The sequence below is a fragment of the Micromonospora sp. NPDC048905 genome (genome assembly GCF_040649655.1).
Lineage (GTDB): Bacteria > Actinomycetota > Actinomycetes > Mycobacteriales > Micromonosporaceae > Micromonospora.
In genome coordinates this window covers 1-16,439 of the sequence record NZ_JBEZFV010000005.1, presented here as the reverse complement: position 1 = coordinate 16,439, position 16,439 = coordinate 1, and the positions used below count along the sequence as shown (strand labels likewise).

13 protein-coding genes, 2 tRNA genes and 1 pseudogene are annotated in these 16,439 nt (G+C 67.1%); 8 read left to right on the top strand and 8 right to left on the bottom strand.

From position 1 onward, the window contains the following. Positions 1 to 24: 24 nt before the first annotated feature. Positions 25 to 267 (bottom strand): hypothetical protein, encoded by a 243-nt coding sequence (locus AB0C01_RS14510; protein ID WP_357244717.1) that lies wholly within the window; start codon positions 265 to 267, stop codon positions 25 to 27. A 215-nt stretch (positions 268 to 482) separates the two neighbouring features. Between AB0C01_RS14510 and AB0C01_RS14505 the strand changes: the two genes are divergently transcribed. The 6 genes from AB0C01_RS14505 to AB0C01_RS14480 all read left to right on the top strand — a co-directional run bounded on the left by AB0C01_RS14505 (position 483) and on the right by AB0C01_RS14480 (position 4,059). After that, positions 483 to 611, top strand: coding sequence for a hypothetical protein (locus AB0C01_RS14505; RefSeq protein WP_357571349.1), 129 nt, complete (start codon positions 483 to 485; stop codon positions 609 to 611). A gap of 851 nt (positions 612 to 1,462) precedes the next feature. Then, positions 1,463 to 2,023 (top strand): AAA family ATPase, encoded by a 561-nt coding sequence (locus AB0C01_RS14500; protein WP_357244714.1) that lies wholly within the window; start codon positions 1,463 to 1,465, stop codon positions 2,021 to 2,023. A gap of 89 nt (positions 2,024 to 2,112) precedes the next feature. Next, the gene (locus AB0C01_RS14495) at positions 2,113 to 2,547 is read left to right on the top strand and encodes a hypothetical protein (RefSeq protein ID WP_357244712.1); all 435 of its coding nucleotides are present in this window, start codon (positions 2,113 to 2,115) and stop codon (positions 2,545 to 2,547) included. A 185-nt stretch (positions 2,548 to 2,732) separates the two neighbouring features. Continuing rightward, positions 2,733 to 2,981 (top strand): hypothetical protein, encoded by a 249-nt coding sequence (locus AB0C01_RS14490; RefSeq protein WP_357571348.1) that lies wholly within the window; start codon positions 2,733 to 2,735, stop codon positions 2,979 to 2,981. Then, the gene (locus tag AB0C01_RS14485; protein ID WP_357571347.1) at positions 2,978 to 3,376 is read left to right on the top strand and encodes a hypothetical protein; all 399 of its coding nucleotides are present in this window, start codon (positions 2,978 to 2,980) and stop codon (positions 3,374 to 3,376) included. Before AB0C01_RS14490 ends, AB0C01_RS14485 begins: the two co-directional genes overlap by 4 nt. Then, positions 3,373 to 4,059: a DUF2637 domain-containing protein gene (locus AB0C01_RS14480; protein ID WP_357571346.1), complete on the top strand. Its 687-nt coding sequence runs from the start codon at positions 3,373 to 3,375 to the stop codon at positions 4,057 to 4,059. The genes AB0C01_RS14485 and AB0C01_RS14480 overlap by 4 nt, the downstream gene beginning before the upstream one ends. 149 nt (positions 4,060 to 4,208) lie before the next feature. On the opposite strand, the gene AB0C01_RS14475 is transcribed toward AB0C01_RS14480, so the two are convergent. Beyond that, on the bottom strand, positions 4,209 to 9,134 hold the full coding sequence (locus AB0C01_RS14475) for a type ISP restriction/modification enzyme (RefSeq protein WP_357571345.1): 4,926 nt from the start codon (positions 9,132 to 9,134) through the stop codon (positions 4,209 to 4,211). Between the two features lie 279 nt (positions 9,135 to 9,413). Here AB0C01_RS14475 and AB0C01_RS14470 point away from each other — a divergent pair. After that, positions 9,414 to 9,650, top strand: a pseudogene (locus AB0C01_RS14470) (hypothetical protein); the annotation flags it as partial. A gap of 212 nt (positions 9,651 to 9,862) precedes the next feature. On the opposite strand, the gene AB0C01_RS14465 reads toward AB0C01_RS14470, so the two are convergent. The 4 genes from AB0C01_RS14465 to AB0C01_RS14450 form a co-directional block, all read right to left on the bottom strand. Continuing rightward, positions 9,863 to 9,939, bottom strand: a tRNA-Ile gene (locus tag AB0C01_RS14465). 122 nt (positions 9,940 to 10,061) lie between these two features. Then, positions 10,062 to 11,300 carry an NAD(P)/FAD-dependent oxidoreductase gene (locus AB0C01_RS14460; RefSeq protein WP_357571344.1) on the bottom strand — a complete coding sequence of 413 codons (1,239 nt, stop codon included), beginning with the start codon at positions 11,298 to 11,300 and terminating at the stop codon, positions 10,062 to 10,064. After that, complete coding sequence (locus tag AB0C01_RS14455) at positions 11,290 to 13,407, bottom strand: MMPL family transporter (protein ID WP_357571343.1); 2,118 nt, start codon at positions 13,405 to 13,407, stop codon at positions 11,290 to 11,292. The genes AB0C01_RS14460 and AB0C01_RS14455 overlap by 11 nt, the downstream gene beginning before the upstream one ends. Before the next feature lie 294 nt (positions 13,408 to 13,701). Further along, a tRNA-Asn gene (locus tag AB0C01_RS14450) sits at positions 13,702 to 13,774 on the bottom strand. Between the two features lie 293 nt (positions 13,775 to 14,067). On the opposite strand from AB0C01_RS14450, the gene AB0C01_RS14445 reads away from it, so the two are divergent. Further along, positions 14,068 to 14,475, top strand: a complete 408-nt coding sequence (locus AB0C01_RS14445; protein WP_357244700.1) for a hypothetical protein — start codon at positions 14,068 to 14,070, stop codon at positions 14,473 to 14,475. A gap of 64 nt (positions 14,476 to 14,539) precedes the next feature. On the opposite strand, the gene AB0C01_RS14440 is transcribed toward AB0C01_RS14445, so the two are convergent. Together AB0C01_RS14440 and AB0C01_RS14435 are read right to left on the bottom strand one after the other, a co-directional pair. Beyond that, positions 14,540 to 15,547 carry a sugar phosphate isomerase/epimerase family protein gene (locus AB0C01_RS14440; protein WP_112623875.1) on the bottom strand — a complete coding sequence of 336 codons (1,008 nt, stop codon included), beginning with the start codon at positions 15,545 to 15,547 and terminating at the stop codon, positions 14,540 to 14,542. A 210-nt stretch (positions 15,548 to 15,757) separates the two neighbouring features. After that, on the bottom strand, positions 15,758 to 16,261 hold the full coding sequence (locus tag AB0C01_RS14435; RefSeq protein ID WP_357571342.1) for an ATP-binding protein: 504 nt from the start codon (positions 16,259 to 16,261) through the stop codon (positions 15,758 to 15,760). Positions 16,262 to 16,439: the final 178 nt, after the last annotated feature.

The following is a 16,439-nucleotide window of genomic DNA, read 5'->3' as shown; positions in this document are numbered from 1 at the left end:
AGAACCGCGGCTGCTGGCCCTGCCCTATCCTGAGCCGCGCTGCCGTCGCCAGAGCAACACGGCCGACACCAGGTAACCCACACCGACGACCGCCCACAGTGCAGCAAATGCCCAACGCCACGGCGTGGGGTCTCCGCTGGCCACGACCATCCACCCAGTGGCCAGGAAGAGCCAGACGCCTCCCCTGACGAAAGCCTGCTTCGGCGTCTTTGCTGTCTGCCACCACGGATTCTTGGCTGGCTTCATCTGGAAGATCTTCGCATTCATCACGGGACCCCGCGCCCTGACCAACCTCGGGACTGCGCGCTCGTGTTGATGACAGTGCATCCGATCACGGAAATCTGGCGGGACGGTGCTCAACCCCGACGACACCCAGCGCGAACCATGGCCAGCGTCGGGATCGACGTGGTCGCGTACTCATTCGATCTCCTCTTCGGTCCTCGGGATGCATCCGCTCGTGGCTTGGGCTCGCGGCGGCCACCGTGATAGCGGCGATCGCCGTGGCGGGCTTCTGGTGGTTGGCCGTGCCGCGCTATGACATCTGCGCGACCGTCCTGCCCGCGCGTGCCGGCTGCCGGATCGCCGATCGGGTGTCCGCCGCGACGCTCTAGACGACTGTCGTCGCGGTGCTGTATGCGGCGACAGTCGTCGTCGCCCTCGCCCGTCCGCGTGGTCGCTGGTGGCCGTTGGCGGCGGGGATCGCGGTGCTGATCGTCGCGGCGTAGTGGGGCTACCGGGCGGTGCTGTACCAAACCTGACCGGCGGGCGGGGTGCCGATCCCCCGTCACTCATCGATACCTTGCGGGTTGGACGCGGACTGCGCTGCTGTCGAGACGGATTGGCCTTGCCTCAACCTGGTTGCCCACCAGGTTCCCGGGTAGAGGTAGCTCTGTGGACCCCCGAACCTTCTTTCAGATGCTGTTGGGCATCGGCGGTCTGGTCCTTGCCGGCTACGGTGTTCGTCTCCTGCTGACTGGCCGCATGTCGCCCTTTGCCCGGAGACGGTGGAGGCGGTCGGTCGATGCGGGACTGTGGTTCCTCTACGCTGGACTCTTCTTCCTGTTACTCGCAGTGGGATACCTTGGCCGGCTCGTCGGCGCGTTCGGACCCGCAACAACGTGGATGCTTGCGGGCTTGGCGCTCGTGCTCCTCGCGCTCGGCCTCATCAGGCACCGGCCACGTGACAGCGGACGCGGCGGATCTTGGGACACGACGTAGCCACTTATTTCTACGGCGCTGCCGGTTGGGAGATGTAGGGCGGGCGGGACTCGAACCCGCGACCGAGGGATTATCTCATCGTCATCGGCCGCCGGCGGTACCCACGAGAGTCCGCGGGCAAGCAGCTCTGCTGCGCGGCGGCGATCGCTCTGCCCTCGATAGCCAGCGACCCCGACGGCGATCGTCCCGCCTCAGGATCCCGTCCATCACGTCGCCCGGTTGCTCACCCGCGTTAGTGTGCCCCGTGATCGTATGGCTCAACGGCACCCACGGCGTGGGCAAGACGACGACCAGTGCGCTCGTGCAGCAACTGATCCCGGATTCACGGGTATTCGACGCCGAGAAGGTCGGCGAGACACTCATGGACATCAGGCCGGGGCTGCCCGAGACGGACAACTTCCAGCACTGGCCGCCGTGGCGGCAGCTCGTCGTCGAGACCGCCCGCCGCGTGCTCGACTACACCGGCGGCACGCTGGTGATGCCGATGACCGTCCTGGTGGAGCAGTACTGGCGCGAAATCAGCGGGGGCCTCGCCCAGCACGCCGTACCGGTAAGGCACTTCGTCCTCCACGCTGACCAGGACACCCTCCGCAGGCGTATCGAGGGGGAACACCCCGTCCCCTCCCCGTTCCGCCTCACCTACCTTGAGCCCTACGCCGAGGCGGCCCGCACGTGGCTGCATGCCGAGGCCGAGGTCGTCGACACCACGCACCTCACGCCCGCCCAAGCAGCCCAGCAGATCGTCCTCCGAGCTACCGGGGGTAGCTCAGGCACTGTCCTGGCGAGACCTGAAGACTGCTACTGACGGTCGTCGCTGCGGCTGCGCGACCTGGCCCAGTTCGCTGCCGCCACGGCTGATTGGCAACCCGAGCGGCCTCATGATCCAATGGCGCGGTGGAGCTGACCAAGCAGTTCAGTGAGCAGCAATACGCTCGGGCGTTGGAGTCATGGGCCTGGCTGGATCTCGCCGGCAAGGCTCCGCGGTTCACCTCACTGTTCGGCGACGTGTTCCTTGAGTCTGCCGACGGGTCGTGGTGGTTCCTCAACACCTTCGAAGGGCAGCTCGTACGGGGGTGGGACTCAGGCGCCGACCTGACCGCCGAATTGGACACCGAGGGTGGCCAGGACAGGTACCTCCTGGGCCCCCTCGCCATGGCCGCATACCACCGGCGCGGGCTTCACCTGGACGCCAGCCAGATCTACGCCTACGCGCCACCGCCGATCGTCACGGGCAGTTTCGACGTCGATCGAATTGAGGCGTTCGACTTCGTCGCGGTGGTCAATACCGTCGGCCAGCTCCACGAGCAGCTACGGAACAATCCCAGCTAGGACGTCCGGCGAGCCCGTCGGGTGCGGCAGAGCCGCACGGGCTGACCTCGATGCGGTTCGCCTGATGTCGTCGGCAGCATGGCTGACCAGGGGAACTGCGTGGCGGGCCGGAGGTACCACCATGCGAACCAACCGGCGACCATCGCCGGGGAACCGTTGCCGCTGCGTTTGGGCAGGTCAGCTCAATGACGCGGGACTACCGGCCATCGCCGATCGAGCGGCTGACCGGCGCCGATCTTGTCCGAGAATTCCTGTATGAGGGATTGACGGCACCAGCGGCGCGGGCGGCCCCGTCCCGCATGGTGATCGAGATCGTCGCCCACCTTCACGACACGCCGACCGATCCCCTCACCACCGAGGCCAAGGCGTACGAGACGTTCGTACGGAAGGTCTCGATCTTGAACGTACTCCCTCCCGACTGGAGGAGACGATGACCGACGACCGCGCCCACCACGCCGGGCCGCCGGTCCGGTTCTCTGATGCCGAGAAGATCAACCCGTTCCGAGTGCTGATCGAGCTCCACGACCATGCGCTGGAACAGTCGTCCGGGTCGTCCCGGGCCGAGGCGTTGACGGAGTTGGCGCTCGCCGCCGCCGTGGTCTCGTGGTGGAGCCGATGGCAGCCGATCACGATTCACCGGGCGCTGCGGTGTGGAGCCGACCTGGCGGACATCGCCGAGGCGACCGGGCTGGACCCCGGCGAGGTGGTCCGGCGCTGGGAGCGCTGGACCGATGTCCAGACCCGCTTGGGGATCGGCGGACGTCCCGCGGTCGATCCCATCGAGGTCCTGACCATCCGGGATCGGGTCCGGGCGGAGGTGGTCCGATGACACCAACCCGGGTGGCCCGCAACATCAGCACCGCCGCCGTCGCGTCCATCGCCGCGTGGTCTTCCTGGAGCCACATGGTCCATGTGGCTTTGAAATTCGGCGAGCGACCAGAGGTCGCGCTCGTTCTACCAATCTCCGTCGACGGCATGCTCATCGTCGCCTCCACCGCCATGGTCGAAGACAAACGAGCTGCCAGACCCGTCCGCTGGTCGGCCCGGATCGCGTTCGTGGCCGGCGTGGCAGCCAGCGTCGCGGCGAACATCGCCGCCGCCCATCCGAGCGTGGGGGCGCGGGTCGTGGCGGCATGGCCGGCAGTGGCGCTGCTGCTGGTGGTGGAAATGCTCACTCGAAGCCAGCGAGCGCCGGTATCCACGACGGCGGCACTGGGAGGCGCGATTGTTGAACGTACTGGTGCAGCTTCCACGGATGCGGACATGGACGCGGAAGAGCCGCGATCAACTTCGGAGACCCAGGTCGCCACGGCACCGCATACATCCGGCGGCTCCCGACAGTCTCGTACACCTGAACGCCAACGTCGAGGCGCTGGCAGGACCTCCGTCGCTTTGGCAGCGATTCAGGCCAGGCGCCCGGAGGCGGGTATGGCAGAGATCGCCGCTGAACTCGGCGTGACCGAGCGGCATGTCCGGAGGCTGCTGACCTCCACACGGACGCAGAAGAAGTAGGGCGGCCCGTCGGATTTTGCGATCTCGGTTGCGACCCTTCGAGTGAACCGGCGACGAGAGAGCCGGATAACGGTGTCCGGCCCTCTCGTGCCCGGCTATATGGGCCAAGCGCAAGAGCTGGACCTATTGCTCCAGCCCGGTCCCCGCGCTCAGTCTAAGATCTCAAGATCGGGCAGGTCGTCCACGATCTTCATCGTCTGCACGCTCACCGTGACGATCCGCATGACCAGGTCGATGATGTAGCGGGGATCGTCGGACCAGTCGTTCGGGTCGTTGATGATGCCGGAGTCCTTGTCGACCTTGACCCGATACCTGTCGATTAGCCACTCGATCCCCGAGCGACCACCAAGCTGGTAGCGGTACGCCTCCTCTGGGATGCCGGTGAGGGTGACGCGGTGGTTGTAGTGGATTGTCGAACGGTCTACCACGCCCTTCTCCCTCCGGAACCTCATCTTGGTCACCCGAAATAGCTCGTCCAACGGGGTAGTAGACATTTCACCCGCGACTGTCACGGCGACGCCCTTATACGGCTCCGCCTGCTCATAGCCGATATGCAGTTCGGCGAGCGTACGGCCGGCTTGGGCGAAACCTCGGAAGTCGGCCGCCTTTGGGATGCGCGGCAGCGACTTTTTCAAGTCCGCCGCGAACCACTTCCGGTACTGTGGAGAGTGAAGTAGGCCATAGGAGTAGTAGAAGATGTCATCCTTGCTGATCGCAGCATCACCGTAAGTTTTGCGGTAGCCATGAAGGGCCGCATCGGTAATATTGTCAATGCGATCGTGGCCGACCTCGTCTTCTAATGCCGAAAAGAGATCATCACCTTTTCCGCGCTCCCGATAGAAATAGCGAGCGAAGAGTGGCCCGACGCTCTTCGTGCCCACTGCATGCAGGTCGGGGGCGGCGTCCACCATCAGGACCGAGAACGGCTCCTCTGAACCTGCACCGGTGACGTAGAACCCGATATTGGCATGTTGGGCCGAGGGGAAGATTCGGGGAAGCTGGTAAACGGTGTTGTTTAGCTTCGGATCAAAATAGGCTCGCTGCCTAGTGAATGGCCGGTATGTCGATATAAAGATACGGCGATCGTCAAAGCTGTACTCTTCGCCTTTGGCGATGCGAACTTTATCTGCCCGGTCCCAGCTAATCCTTTTCGGGTCCAAGTCGATGTACTCATCCGCATGTGAACCCTTGGGGGAGGTTATACCTTCCTTCTTGCAATACTGCAAGAATCCTCTAACCTGAGAGTTGTAAAAGTCAATCATCGACCGCATGTTGGTCTTTAGCTGTCGGTCGGAAAAGTTGTATGCCCAAGCGTCTCGACCAGTCTTAAGGCCACTGGAGTACAGCTCGAAAATGGCGCTCTGTCTGTCGTTAGACTCCTTCCCGGCTAGGGCCTGAAAAGACGCAAAACGCTCGTCTCTCAGATTGATCCAGTCACCCGATTGGTTGGGCGCAAGGCGTTGCCAATCGACAGTGTCGAGACCCTGACCACCAACGATACGTAGCTTATCTTCGCGACTCAGATAGTCGCCAATATCCCGATAGTAGAGCGCGCATTCATTGGTCGCAACACTTCTGCCACCCTTGATCAAAAGTAGAACTGCGACAGTATTCCGGCTGCCTGACCCGAAAATCTTACCGCCTTCTCGGCGCGACTGCTCACCGCTCGTCCGCTGGTTCCCGCGAAGGTTGTAGCAGTAAATCGTGTCGAATTCGTTGGCTAAAGACTTGCGAAGACCATCTGCCGAATTGTCGTCAATATACCCACCGTTGGAGACGAATGCCACAACACCTTCATCCTCGATCCGGTCGGAGGCCCAGCGGATGGCTCGGATATAGGAGTTGTAAAGCGAAGTCTTCAGCGTAGCCGTAGAAGCCGCGACGTAAGTCTCTGCAATACGCTGATCCAGCACTTCATACTTCATGTTTTGGTTATTGTCGTTTGCGCGATCCTGGCCGCCGAAGTAGGGCGGGTTGCCGATTATTACTGTAATCTTCTGCTTTTGTTGTTTCTTGGCGCGCTCGCTGTTGCCTTCGAGGACGTCAAGGCCGTCGAGCTTCGCGGTCCCCTCGGCGAGCTGGAAGGTGTCGGTGAGCACGATGCCTTCGAAGGGCCGGTAGTCGCCGCCGCTCAGGTCGTGGAACGCTGCTTCGATGTTCACGGCGGCGATGTAGTAGGCGAGCAGCACTATCTCGTTGGCGTGCAGCTCGCTCGTGTACTTGCGGAGCAGATCCTCAGGTTTGACAACGCCGGACTGGAGGAGGCGGACGGGAAAGGTGCCGGTGCCGACGAACGGGTCGATGATCTGCACACCCTCGTCCGACAGTGAGCGGCCGAAGTGCTTGTTCAGCGCCTGTTCCGTGGACCGGATGATGAAATCGACGACCTCGACGGGGGTATAGACGATGCCGAGGGCGTCGGCAGTCTTGGGCAGAGCTGTCTTGAAGAACTTGTCGTACAGCTCGATGATGACGCGTTGCCGGCCTTCGTGGTTGTCGATGCCCTCGGCGCGCACCCGCACCGACTGGTAGAACTCGTCGAGTTTCTTGCTCTCGGCGTCGAGCCCTTGGTCGTCAAGGATGTCGAGCATGCGCTGCATGGCCTTGGAGACGGGGTTGTGCTCGGCGAAGCCGTAATCCTTGAACAGCGCGTCGAAGACCGGCTTGGTGACGATGTGCTGGGCGAGCATGTCGATGGCGTCGGTCTCGTTGACGCCGGGGTTGATGTTGACCCGAAGTTCGTCGAGGAACTCCTCGAAGGCGTTGCGCTTGTCGGGCAGCGTCAGGGCGGCCCTGATCCGGGTGACGTGCCGGTCAGCGATCTGGGCGATGTCGCGGGCCCAGTCTTCCCAGTACTGCCGCTGGCCGACCTTGTCGACGATGCGGGCGTAGATCGCCTCCCGCCAGTCCGTGACGGAGAAGAGGGCTTCCTGGACGTGCTTGGCGCTCTGGGCTTCCTTCGCCTTCGCGGCCTCGGCGCTGGAGTCCGTACTCGATCCGTCGCGGTCGCCGACCGACTCGTCACCCGGACCGATGTTGCCGATGCCGATCTTGTTGTCGGGCTTATTCTTGTTCAGCTCGATCTGGTTGACGGTGGCGTTGAACCGGTCGTCGTGGGCGCGTAGCGCTTGGAGGACCTGCCAGACCGTCTTGAAACGCTGGTTGTCGGCGAGTGCCTTCTCTGGCGCCATCCCGGCGGGGATGGCGACCGGCAGAATGATGTAGCCGTAGTTCTTGCCGGACGCGAGGCGCATGACCCGCCCGACTGACTGGACGACGTCCACGACCGAGTTGCGGGGGTGGAGGAACAGAACGGCGTCCAGGCTCGGCACGTCCACGCCCTCGGAAAGGCAGCGAGCGTTCGACAGGATGCGCGCGTTGGCCGGGCCGGGATCCTGCTTCAGCCAGTCCAGCAGCTTGTTGCGGCGCAGCATGTTGAAGGTGCCATCGACGTGCTCGACCTCGCAGCGCAGCACCTCGTCATCGGCGTCGTCGTAGGCGTCGACCACGTCGTTGAAGCGCTTGGCGATCGCGGTGGAGTCGGCGATGGAGCGTGCGAACGCGACGGCCCGCTTCATAGGTGCCTCGCCTTCGGCGAACCCGGAGCCGTCGGCGAACGTGCCGGTGCGCTTCGCCATCGCGTTCCAACAGCCGATGATCTTCGCGGCGTCGTCGAGTCTCAGCTCGGAGTCTCCACCGGCCAGACCTCGCTGCAGCGTCTTGGCGACCCTGCCCTCATCCACGGTGAGGATGAGGACCTTGTAGTCGGTGAGCAGACCCCGCTCAACGGCCTTACCGAAGCCCAGGCGGTGGAACTCTGGACCGTAGGTGGCTTCGTCGTCCATGGAAGCGAGCAGCGCGTCCGCGTTGCGGGCCTCAGCCTTGGTGTCCTCGTTGTAGATCCGCGGGGTGGCGGTCATGTAGAGGCGACGATCGCCACCAATATAGGTGTCGTCGTGGATCCGGACGAACGCCGACTCGTCCTGACCGGCCAGCGTGACGCCGGTCGTGCGGTGGGCCTCGTCGCACAGGATCAAGTCGAAACGCGGCAGGCCCTGCTGCTGGGCCGCAGCGACGGTGGCGATGGACTGGTAGGTGGAGAAGACGACTGTCAGCCCCGGGTGCTCCGCCACGCTGGTCATCTGCTCGATCAGTCGAGCCGGGTCTGTGGTGGCGGGCAGGGCCAGGTCGTAGGTGGCCATGTCCTTGTCGTCGCCTGCGGGCTGTTGCTTGCCGACCTTCGCGTCCGAGCACACCGCGAACGCGCGCAGCGTCACCTCGGACTCGTACGACCACTCCCGCAAGCTCTGCGATAGCAGCGCGATGGAGGGGACCAGGAACAGGACATTGGTGTGCTCGCCCGTTCCTAGGGCGGCACGCTCGCTCTGTAGCCGTTCGGCGATCTTCAGGCTGGTGAACGTCTTGCCCGTCCCGCACGCCATGATCAGCTTGCCGCGATCGTGCTGGGTGAGGCCGGTGAAGACGTCCTCGATAGCCTCACGCTGATGCGGACGCGGTGTCTTCTTGGCCCGCAGCGTCAGATCGGGCTGATGGCCGTAGCTGGGGATATGCCACTCGACCGGGCTCTGCGAGATCTCGACGAGCCCGACCCGTGTGACAGGGATCTGCTGGTCGGCGAGCGCCGCCTCGGCGTGGACGTTCCACTTCTCCGTCGTCGAGATGATCAGACGGCGAGTGAAGCCACCCTTGCCGGACGCGGTGAAGAACGAGTCGATGTCCGCTTTCTCTACGGTGTGGTGCGGCTCGTAGAACTTGCACTGAATCGCGCAGTAGCCGCCCGTCTCCCGGTCGAGGGCAACCAGGTCGATGCCCGTGTCTCGGCGGTCGTGCGCCGCCCCGGGCCAGTCGGCCCACATCCAGACCCGGCTGAACTGCTCGGTCCACTGCGGGTCGATGCTGAGGTACTTGAGCATCAACTCCTCGAAGCCAGTGCCGCGATCTCGGTTGGTGGTCGAGTTGTCGCGGATCGCCTTGATGACGTCGTGCACGGTCGTCACTGCGCTTCGATTCCCGTCCGAGTCGTCGGCGAGCAGCCCACCCGCCGAGAGGATCACACCGAAAGTAGGCACTCTACTGCTACCGACCGCCCTGATACGAGTGCGGCCTGCGACTGTCGGCACCTTTGGGGCTCACCCTGAGCTGACTGCATCAGGCTGGGTGGCAGACCGACCAGCGGCGGTCGCTGCGATGCCCGGCTGCGGAGGTCGCCGTGGTCTCACGCCGCAGCAGTGGCGCCTTGATACCCACATGAAGCGGAGTTAGTGGCCCGTCGTGGACTGGATGCTCCCGCCACCGAGATTCTTGCTGTCGCCTACGGAACGACGCAGTCGAGGATGGCGACTGTCGATGCGGGCACCGCCGTTGTTGTCGTCGTACGTGGGCTTCGCCATGCCGCAGCGGAGAGGTCTGGGATGTTCGCAGACCTCGACGGGTCGCCGATCGACCCGGCGCGGGACTGGGCGGAATGGAAGGCGCTGTGCAAGGCCGCTGGCGTGCCGGCGACGCGAGTGCACGACGGCCGGCACACCGCGGCGTCGCTGATGATCGCGCAGGGCGTGCCGATCGAGGTCGTGCAGGAGGTGCTGCGGCACTCGGCGATTCAGGTGACGCGGGGCTACGTGCACGCGGCGTCGGAGTTGGCGAAGAAGGGCCACGGACACGATGGGAACGACCTTGCTTCGGAGGCCAGGTACCCCCTGAAGTACACCCTTGATCTTGATTCCATCGACCCACAACGAAGTCGGCCCCTGACCGTGAGGTCAGGGGCAGGTCGCGTTTTGGCTGGTGGGGCGGGCGGGACTCGAACCCGCGACCGAGGGATTATGAGTCCCCTGCTCTAACCGGCTGAGCTACCGCCCCGAAACACCGCGCCGGATCTTATCCCGCTCGGCGATCAGCAGCCAGCACCGTGCCGGCCGGTGCCCACGCCTGCGCCAGCACGATGGGCTACAGGAATATAACAGCGTGCTCGGGTACGCCGGTCAGCCGGCGCGCAGCTCCTCAAGCACGGCGCCGGCCGCGCGCCAGCCGCTGGCGAGAGCGCCCTGGATCGATGGGCTGTCCCGGTGGTCACCGGCCACGAAGAGGCCCTCCCCCAACGACACGGGCTTGCGCAGCCGTCCCTGCGGTGGCGGTGCGGCGGGCAGCGCCTGCGGCACGGCCACGGTGGTGAGGTGGGTCCAGTCGGCGGTGGATCGGCCGTACAGCCGGGTCAACTCGGCCCGGATGGCCGGCTCGGGTGGCGCGGTCGGGCCGACCACCGAGGTGGCCACGAGGTGCCGCCCGGCGGGCGCGTACGTCGGCGCGGCGTTGCTGAGCACCACCGTGTTCGCCACGATCTCCCGTCGGTCGCCGTCGACGAGCAGGATCGGTTCGGTGAGCGGCGGTTCCGGTGCGCTGTGGTAGTAGGTGGTGTAGCTGTGCATGCGTACCGTCGCCAGGGCCGGCAGCAGCGCGGGCGCGGCGGGCGGGTCGACGGCGACCACGACGGCCCGGCAGGTGATGTCGCCGGCCTGGGTGCCGACCCGGCCGGGCGCGACCTGCGCGACCGGGGTGTCCAGGTCGAGCAGGTCGGCGGGGAGCGGGTCGGCGATGGCCCTGGGCAGCGCGGCCATGCCCTCGGCGGGCAGGCCGATGCGGCCGCGGGCGAAGGAGCGCAACACCATCGCGAGGACGTGGCTGGAGGTGGCCAGCTCCCGGTCGATGAACACACCGGACAGGAACGGCCGCAACAGTTCCTCGATGATCGCGTCGGACAGGCCCGCCCGGCGCAGCGCCGTCTCGGCGCTGGTCTCCGGGGCGCTGAGCAGCCGGGACACCGGCAGGGTGGCGCAGCCGGTCGCGAGCGCGGCGAAGCGCAGCCGGTCGAGCAGGGTGCCGATTCCGGCGAGCGCGGTGCCGGGGGCGCCGGTCGGCTCCCGCACCGGGTTGACCAGCCGCAGCAGGTCGTCGCCCTTGCGCACCAGCACGCCGGAGGTGAAGTAGCCGAGGTGCAGCCGATCGGTGTCGAGCAGCGTGCCGAGCTGCGGGTAGGCGGTGTTGAGCACCTGGAAGCCCCGGTCGATGAGGTAGCCGTCGACGACGTCGGTGGCGACCCGGCCGCCGAGTCGGCCGCTGGCCTCCAGCAGCCGCCAGGGCACGCCGGCGCGGTGCAGCCGGCGGGCGGCGGCGAGGCCGGCGAGGCCACCGCCGACGATGACCACGTCCGTCTCAGCCAGCATCGCGCGCCTCCCGCTCACCGTTCGTCCGGGACAACCGGCCCGGCCACCAGATCTTCGGCCCGATGTCGTACGCGAGCGCGGGCACCAGCAGCGACCGGACGATGATCGTGTCGATCAGTACCCCGATCGCGACCGCCGTACCCAACTCGACGAGGATCACCAGCGGCAGGACGGCGAGGGCGGAGAAGGTCGCGGCGAGCACGATGCCGGCGGAGGTGATCACGCCGCCGGTGACGGCGAGACCGGCCAGCACCCCGGCGCGGGTGCCGCGCTTGAGCGACTCCTCCCGGACCCGGCTCATCAGGAAGATGTTGTAGTCGATGCCGAGGGCGACCAGGAAGACGAACGCGAACAGCGGGAACGACGAGTCCACCCCGGGGAAGTCGAACACGTGCCGGAACAGCAGCGCGCAGAGGCCGAGGGTGGCCGCGAAACTGAGCAGCACGGTGCCGATCAGCAGCAGCGGGGCGAGCAGCGCTCGCAGCAGCAGGGCCAGGATGACCGCGATGACCACCAGCACCACCGGGATGATGACGTTCTGGTCGCGCTTCGCGGCGTCGGAGGTGTCCACGTTGATCGCCGTGAAGCCGCCGACCACCGCGTCCGCGCCGGGCACCTGGTGTACGGCCACCCGCAGCTCCCGGATGGTCCGCTCGGCCCCGTCGCTGTCGGGTGGGTCGGCCAGGGTGGCCTCCAGTTGCACCCGTCCGTCGACGACCTTGGGGGCGGCGTTCGGGTTGGGTGGGCCGGTCTGTGGGCCGGCGGTGCGGGGGCGGACGTCGGCGACGCCGGGTACGCCCTGCGCCACCTGGGCGACCTGCCGGGCGGTCCGCTCGGTGGTGAAGATGGTGGCGGGGCTGCCCGTGCCGGCCGGGAAGTGCCGGGAGATCACCTCCTGTCCGTCCACCGAGTCGGTGCGCTGGGTGAACAGGTCGGACTGCCCGAGCGTGGTGGCACCGAGCTGGGTGAGCCCCAACGTGAGGACGGCGAGCACGACTGCGGTGCTCAGCCAGATCGGTCGGGCGTGGCGGGCCACGAAGCCGGCGACGCGGCTCCAGATGCCGTGCTCGGCGCGCGGGTCGGCCTGGTCCTCCCGGGGCCGTCGCGGCCAGAACGCCCACCGGCCGCCGAGCACCAGCAGCGCGGGCAGGAAGGTGAGCATCACCAACAGGGTGGCGGCGATGCCGATGGCGGCGACCGGGCCGAGCGCCCGGTTGGAGTTGAGGCTCGACAGCAGCAGGCAGAGCAGGCTGACGATGACGGTACCGCCGGAGGCGATGATGGCGGGCGCGGCGCCCTTCCACGCGGTCCGCATGGCGTCCCACGGTCGGGCGTGGCGGTGCAACTCCTCCCGGTAGCGGGCGATCAGCAGCAGCGCGTAGTCGGTGCCGGCACCGAAGACCAGCACGGTGAGGATGCCCTGCGCCTGCCCGTTGAGCTTCACCACGTCGGCGTCGGCGAGCAGGTAGACGAAGACCGAGGCCAGGGCGTACGACATGCCGGCGGCGAGCAGCGGAAAGACCCAGAGCACCGGGCTGCGGTAGACCACCAACAGGATGATCAGCACCACCACCAGGGTGACCAGCAGCAGTGGCCCGTCGATGGCGGAGAAGACCTTGATCAGGTCGGCGAGGAGGCCGGCGGGCCCGGAGACGTCCACGGTGAGCCCGTCCCGGTCCCCGCCGGTGATGTCGCGGAGCTGGTCGACGACCGAGCCGATCTCCTCCCCCTCGGCGTCGTCCACCGGTACGACGACCTGGAGGGCCTGGCCGTCCTGGCTCGGGATGGGTGGGGGCAACGGGGTGAGCACGCCGGGCACCTGGGCGAACCGGGCGGCGTCGGCGCTGACCCGCTGCCGGTCGGCGTCGGTGATCCCGGTCGGCCGTTCGTAGACGACAAGCGCCGGAATGGTCTGCCTGTCGACGAAGTCGCCGGTGAGGTCCTGGGCGCGGGTCGCCTCGGCGTCGGTGGGCAGGAAGGCGGCGTTGTCGTTGGTGGCGACCTCGCTGAGCCGCCCGGCGTACGGCCCGGCCACGCCGCCGATCACCAGCCAGGCCAGCACGACCGCCACCGCGATCAGCGTGGCCCTGCCGCCACGTCCGGACATCCGCACTCACCCCAGGGGTCGACGCATCAATCGACGCAGCGAAAGCCTCAGTCGACATCGACCATCCTGCCGGCCACGGAGGCCCCTAGCGGGCCAAACCCCTCATTCCGCCCCGCACCCCGCACCAAGATCGGCGCAACTTCGGGGATGTTGCTGCCTCAGGCACGCGGGAGGCAGCAACATCCCCGAAGTTGCTGTCTCGAACGCCGACCCCTGCGCACAGGCGGAGAGGGCGAAGGGTGGTACGAAGAGAACGCCCGCCGGCATCAGGCCGACGGGCGTTGGGTGGAGAAGCTCCCCCGATTGGACTCGAACCAATAACCTGCCGGTTAACAGCCGGCTGCTCTGCCAATTGAGCTACAGGGGATCGTGCACCGCGCGCCCCGGATCACCCCGGTGCCGTGCGACGGGAAAAGAATACAGGACATCCCCCGGTTGCGGTCCAGTGGGTTCCGCCGCACCCGCCGATGATCAAGGTGCACAGGTCACGGCCCGCGACGCATTGACAATCGGGGTAAATCGCCATCCCGGCACAAGCATGCTTGAGCGGAGAGCAGGATGGGTAGTTAGCTGCGGACAGAGGACGCAGGCGCGAACAGGTCGCCTTCCGACGGGGCAACTCGCCGGGGCGACGGCGCGTCAGGTACGGAAGGAGCCGCCATGCGCGGAAAGATCATGTTTCTTGGCGGGCTGGCTGCGGGATTCGTCCTGGGCGCCCGTGCCGGCCGGGAAAAGTACGAGGAGCTCGTTGTTCGGGGCCGCAAGGTGCTCGACCACCCGACCGTCCAGGAGGCGGCCGGGGTCGCGCAGGCCCAGGCCAACAAGCTCTACAGCGAGGGCAAGGACAAGCTCGGCCAGACCAAACTGGGCGAGAAGCTGGGCACCGGTAACGGCAGCACCGGTACGCAGGAGCTGACCGCCGCCGACGACGCGTTCGCCGGCACGCCCGCCACCGTGGGCGCCAAGGCGGGCACCAGCACGGTCGGCACGACCTCCGGGTCGCCGTCGTCCACCAACAACCCCCGCACCAAGCCGTCCGGCTCGGGCACGAACGCCAGCACGCTCTGACCAATCGCACGTCGACGGGCCGGTCGCCGCAGGGCGACCGGCCCGTGGTCTGTCCGACGTGCGGTCAGTCCTTGCTGCTGAACGCCGCGTCGAAGGCCGCGCTCGGTGCGTCGAAGGCCAGCCGGCGGACGAACTGCAACGCCTCCGGGGCGCCGACCAGCCGGTCCATACCGGCGTCTTCCCACTCGACCGAGATCGGGCCGGTGTAGCCGATCGCGTTCAACGCGCGGAAGCAGTCCTCCCAGGGCACGTCGCCGTGGCCGGTGGAGACGAAGTCCCACCCGCGGCGCAGGTCGGCCCAGGGCAGGTGCGAGGCGAGCCGGCCACGCCGGCCGTCGCCGGTGCGCACCTTCGCGTCCTTGCAGTCCACGTGGTAGATCCGGTCGGCGAAGTCGAAGATGAAGTTCACCGGGTCCAGCTCCTGCCAGACGAAGTGCGACGGATCCCAGTTCAGCCCGAACGCGGGCCGGTTGCCGATCGCCTCGAGCGTCCGCTTGGTCGTCCAGTAGTCGTACGCGATCTCGCTGGGGTGGACCTCGTGCGCGAACCGCACCCCGACCTCGTCGAACACGTCGAGGATCGGGTTCCACCGGTCGGCAAAGTCCTGGTAGCCGCGCTCGATCATCGCCGGCGGCACCGGCGGGAACATCGCCAGGGTGTGCCAGATCGACGAGCCGGTGAAGCCGACGACGGTCTTCACTCCGAGCTTCGCCGCCGCCCGCGCGGTGTCCTTGATCTCCTCGGCGGCCCGCTGACGAACCCCCTCGGGCTCCCCGTCGCCCCAGATCCGGCCCGGCAGGATGTCCTGGTGCCGCTCGTCGATCGGGTGGTCGCAGACCGCCTGACCAACGAGGTGGTTGGAGATCGTGAAGACCTCAAGGTTGTGCTTCGCGAGGGTCTCCCGCTTGCGCTCGACGTACGAGTCGTCGGCGAGCGCCTTGTCGACCTCGAAGTGGTCGCCCCAGCAGGCGATCTCCAGACCGTCGTAGCCCCACTCGGAGGCGAGCCGGCAGACCTCCTCGAAAGGCAGGTCGGCCCACTGGCCGGTGAAGAGCGTGATGGGTCGCGCCATTGTTCATCTCCCCTGTTGTCATGGGGGATTCCAGGTGCGGACCGGGGCGAGGGTGACCGGACGTACACGGCACCGAGCGGTCACCGGTGGGTGCGGACGCACCTGGGCCCGGCGGGTTGCGCCTCCCACCGGGTCACCGGCCACCAGCACGGTCGCCGCCCCCACCCTATTTCCGTGGCACCCGATTGCGAAAGCCCTGCGGGGCGATCATCATTCGGCCAGTTCCTCGGGCGCCGGCAGGGCAGCCCGCACGGTGAAGCCGCCACCGGCGCGCGGGCCAGCGGACAACGTGCCGCCGAGGCGTTCCGCGCGCCTGCGTACCCCGAGCAGACCCCGCCCGGCGTCCTGGCTGCCACCGCCGGACGGCAGGGGGCCGGCGCCCTCGTCGCGGACCTCGATGGTGATGCCCGTGGCGTCGTAGCGCAGGCGGACCGCGACCGGCGCGCCGGGAGCGTGCCGGCCCGCGTTCGTCAACGATTCCTCGATGATCCGGTACGCCACCGCGTCGACCGGTCCCGGCAGCGGCCGGGGTTGACCGGCCAGGCTCCACCGCACCGGCTGAGCGGCGGCGAAGCCCTCCACCAGCGCGTCGAGGCGGTTCAGACTGCCCGTCGGATCGAACGGGTCGTCCAGCTCCTCCGGGCGCCGAAGCGCACCGCGCAGCCGATGCCCCTGCTCCAGCACCATCCCGCGCCACTGCGCGAACCGCCCCATGCAGGTCAAGGTACGGCAGTCGGCTGTGCGCCGGTCTCCCGCGTCACCGGAACGCGCGCACCCCACCCGACCCCACCCGACGCCGCGCCGATCTTGCACTTTGTGTCGCCGAAAAGTCGGCATTGTGGGCACAGACCAGCACGGCCAACTCCCGGTCGGGCAGCCCCACGAGGATGTT

Bases quoted from the DNA above. Each gene is read 5' to 3' on its own strand.
- AB0C01_RS14485 (WP_357571347.1), top strand. From the start codon at position 2,978: ATGACCGACGACCGCGCCCACCACGCCGGGCCGCCGGTCCGGTTCTCT.
- AB0C01_RS14440 (WP_112623875.1), bottom strand. From the start codon at position 15,547: ATGGCGCGACCCATCACGCTCTTCACCGGCCAGTGGGCCGACCTGCCT.
- AB0C01_RS14435 (WP_357571342.1), bottom strand. From the start codon at position 16,261: ATGGGGCGGTTCGCGCAGTGGCGCGGGATGGTGCTGGAGCAGGGGCAT.
- AB0C01_RS14510 (WP_357244717.1), bottom strand. From the start codon at position 267: ATGAATGCGAAGATCTTCCAGATGAAGCCAGCCAAGAATCCGTGGTGG.
- AB0C01_RS14490 (WP_357571348.1), top strand. From the start codon at position 2,733: ATGACGCGGGACTACCGGCCATCGCCGATCGAGCGGCTGACCGGCGCC.
- AB0C01_RS14445 (WP_357244700.1), top strand. From the start codon at position 14,068: ATGCGCGGAAAGATCATGTTTCTTGGCGGGCTGGCTGCGGGATTCGTC.
- AB0C01_RS14455 (WP_357571343.1), bottom strand. From the start codon at position 13,407: ATGTCCGGACGTGGCGGCAGGGCCACGCTGATCGCGGTGGCGGTCGTG.
- AB0C01_RS14480 (WP_357571346.1), top strand. From the start codon at position 3,373: ATGACACCAACCCGGGTGGCCCGCAACATCAGCACCGCCGCCGTCGCG.
- AB0C01_RS14460 (WP_357571344.1), bottom strand. From the start codon at position 11,300: ATGCTGGCTGAGACGGACGTGGTCATCGTCGGCGGTGGCCTCGCCGGC.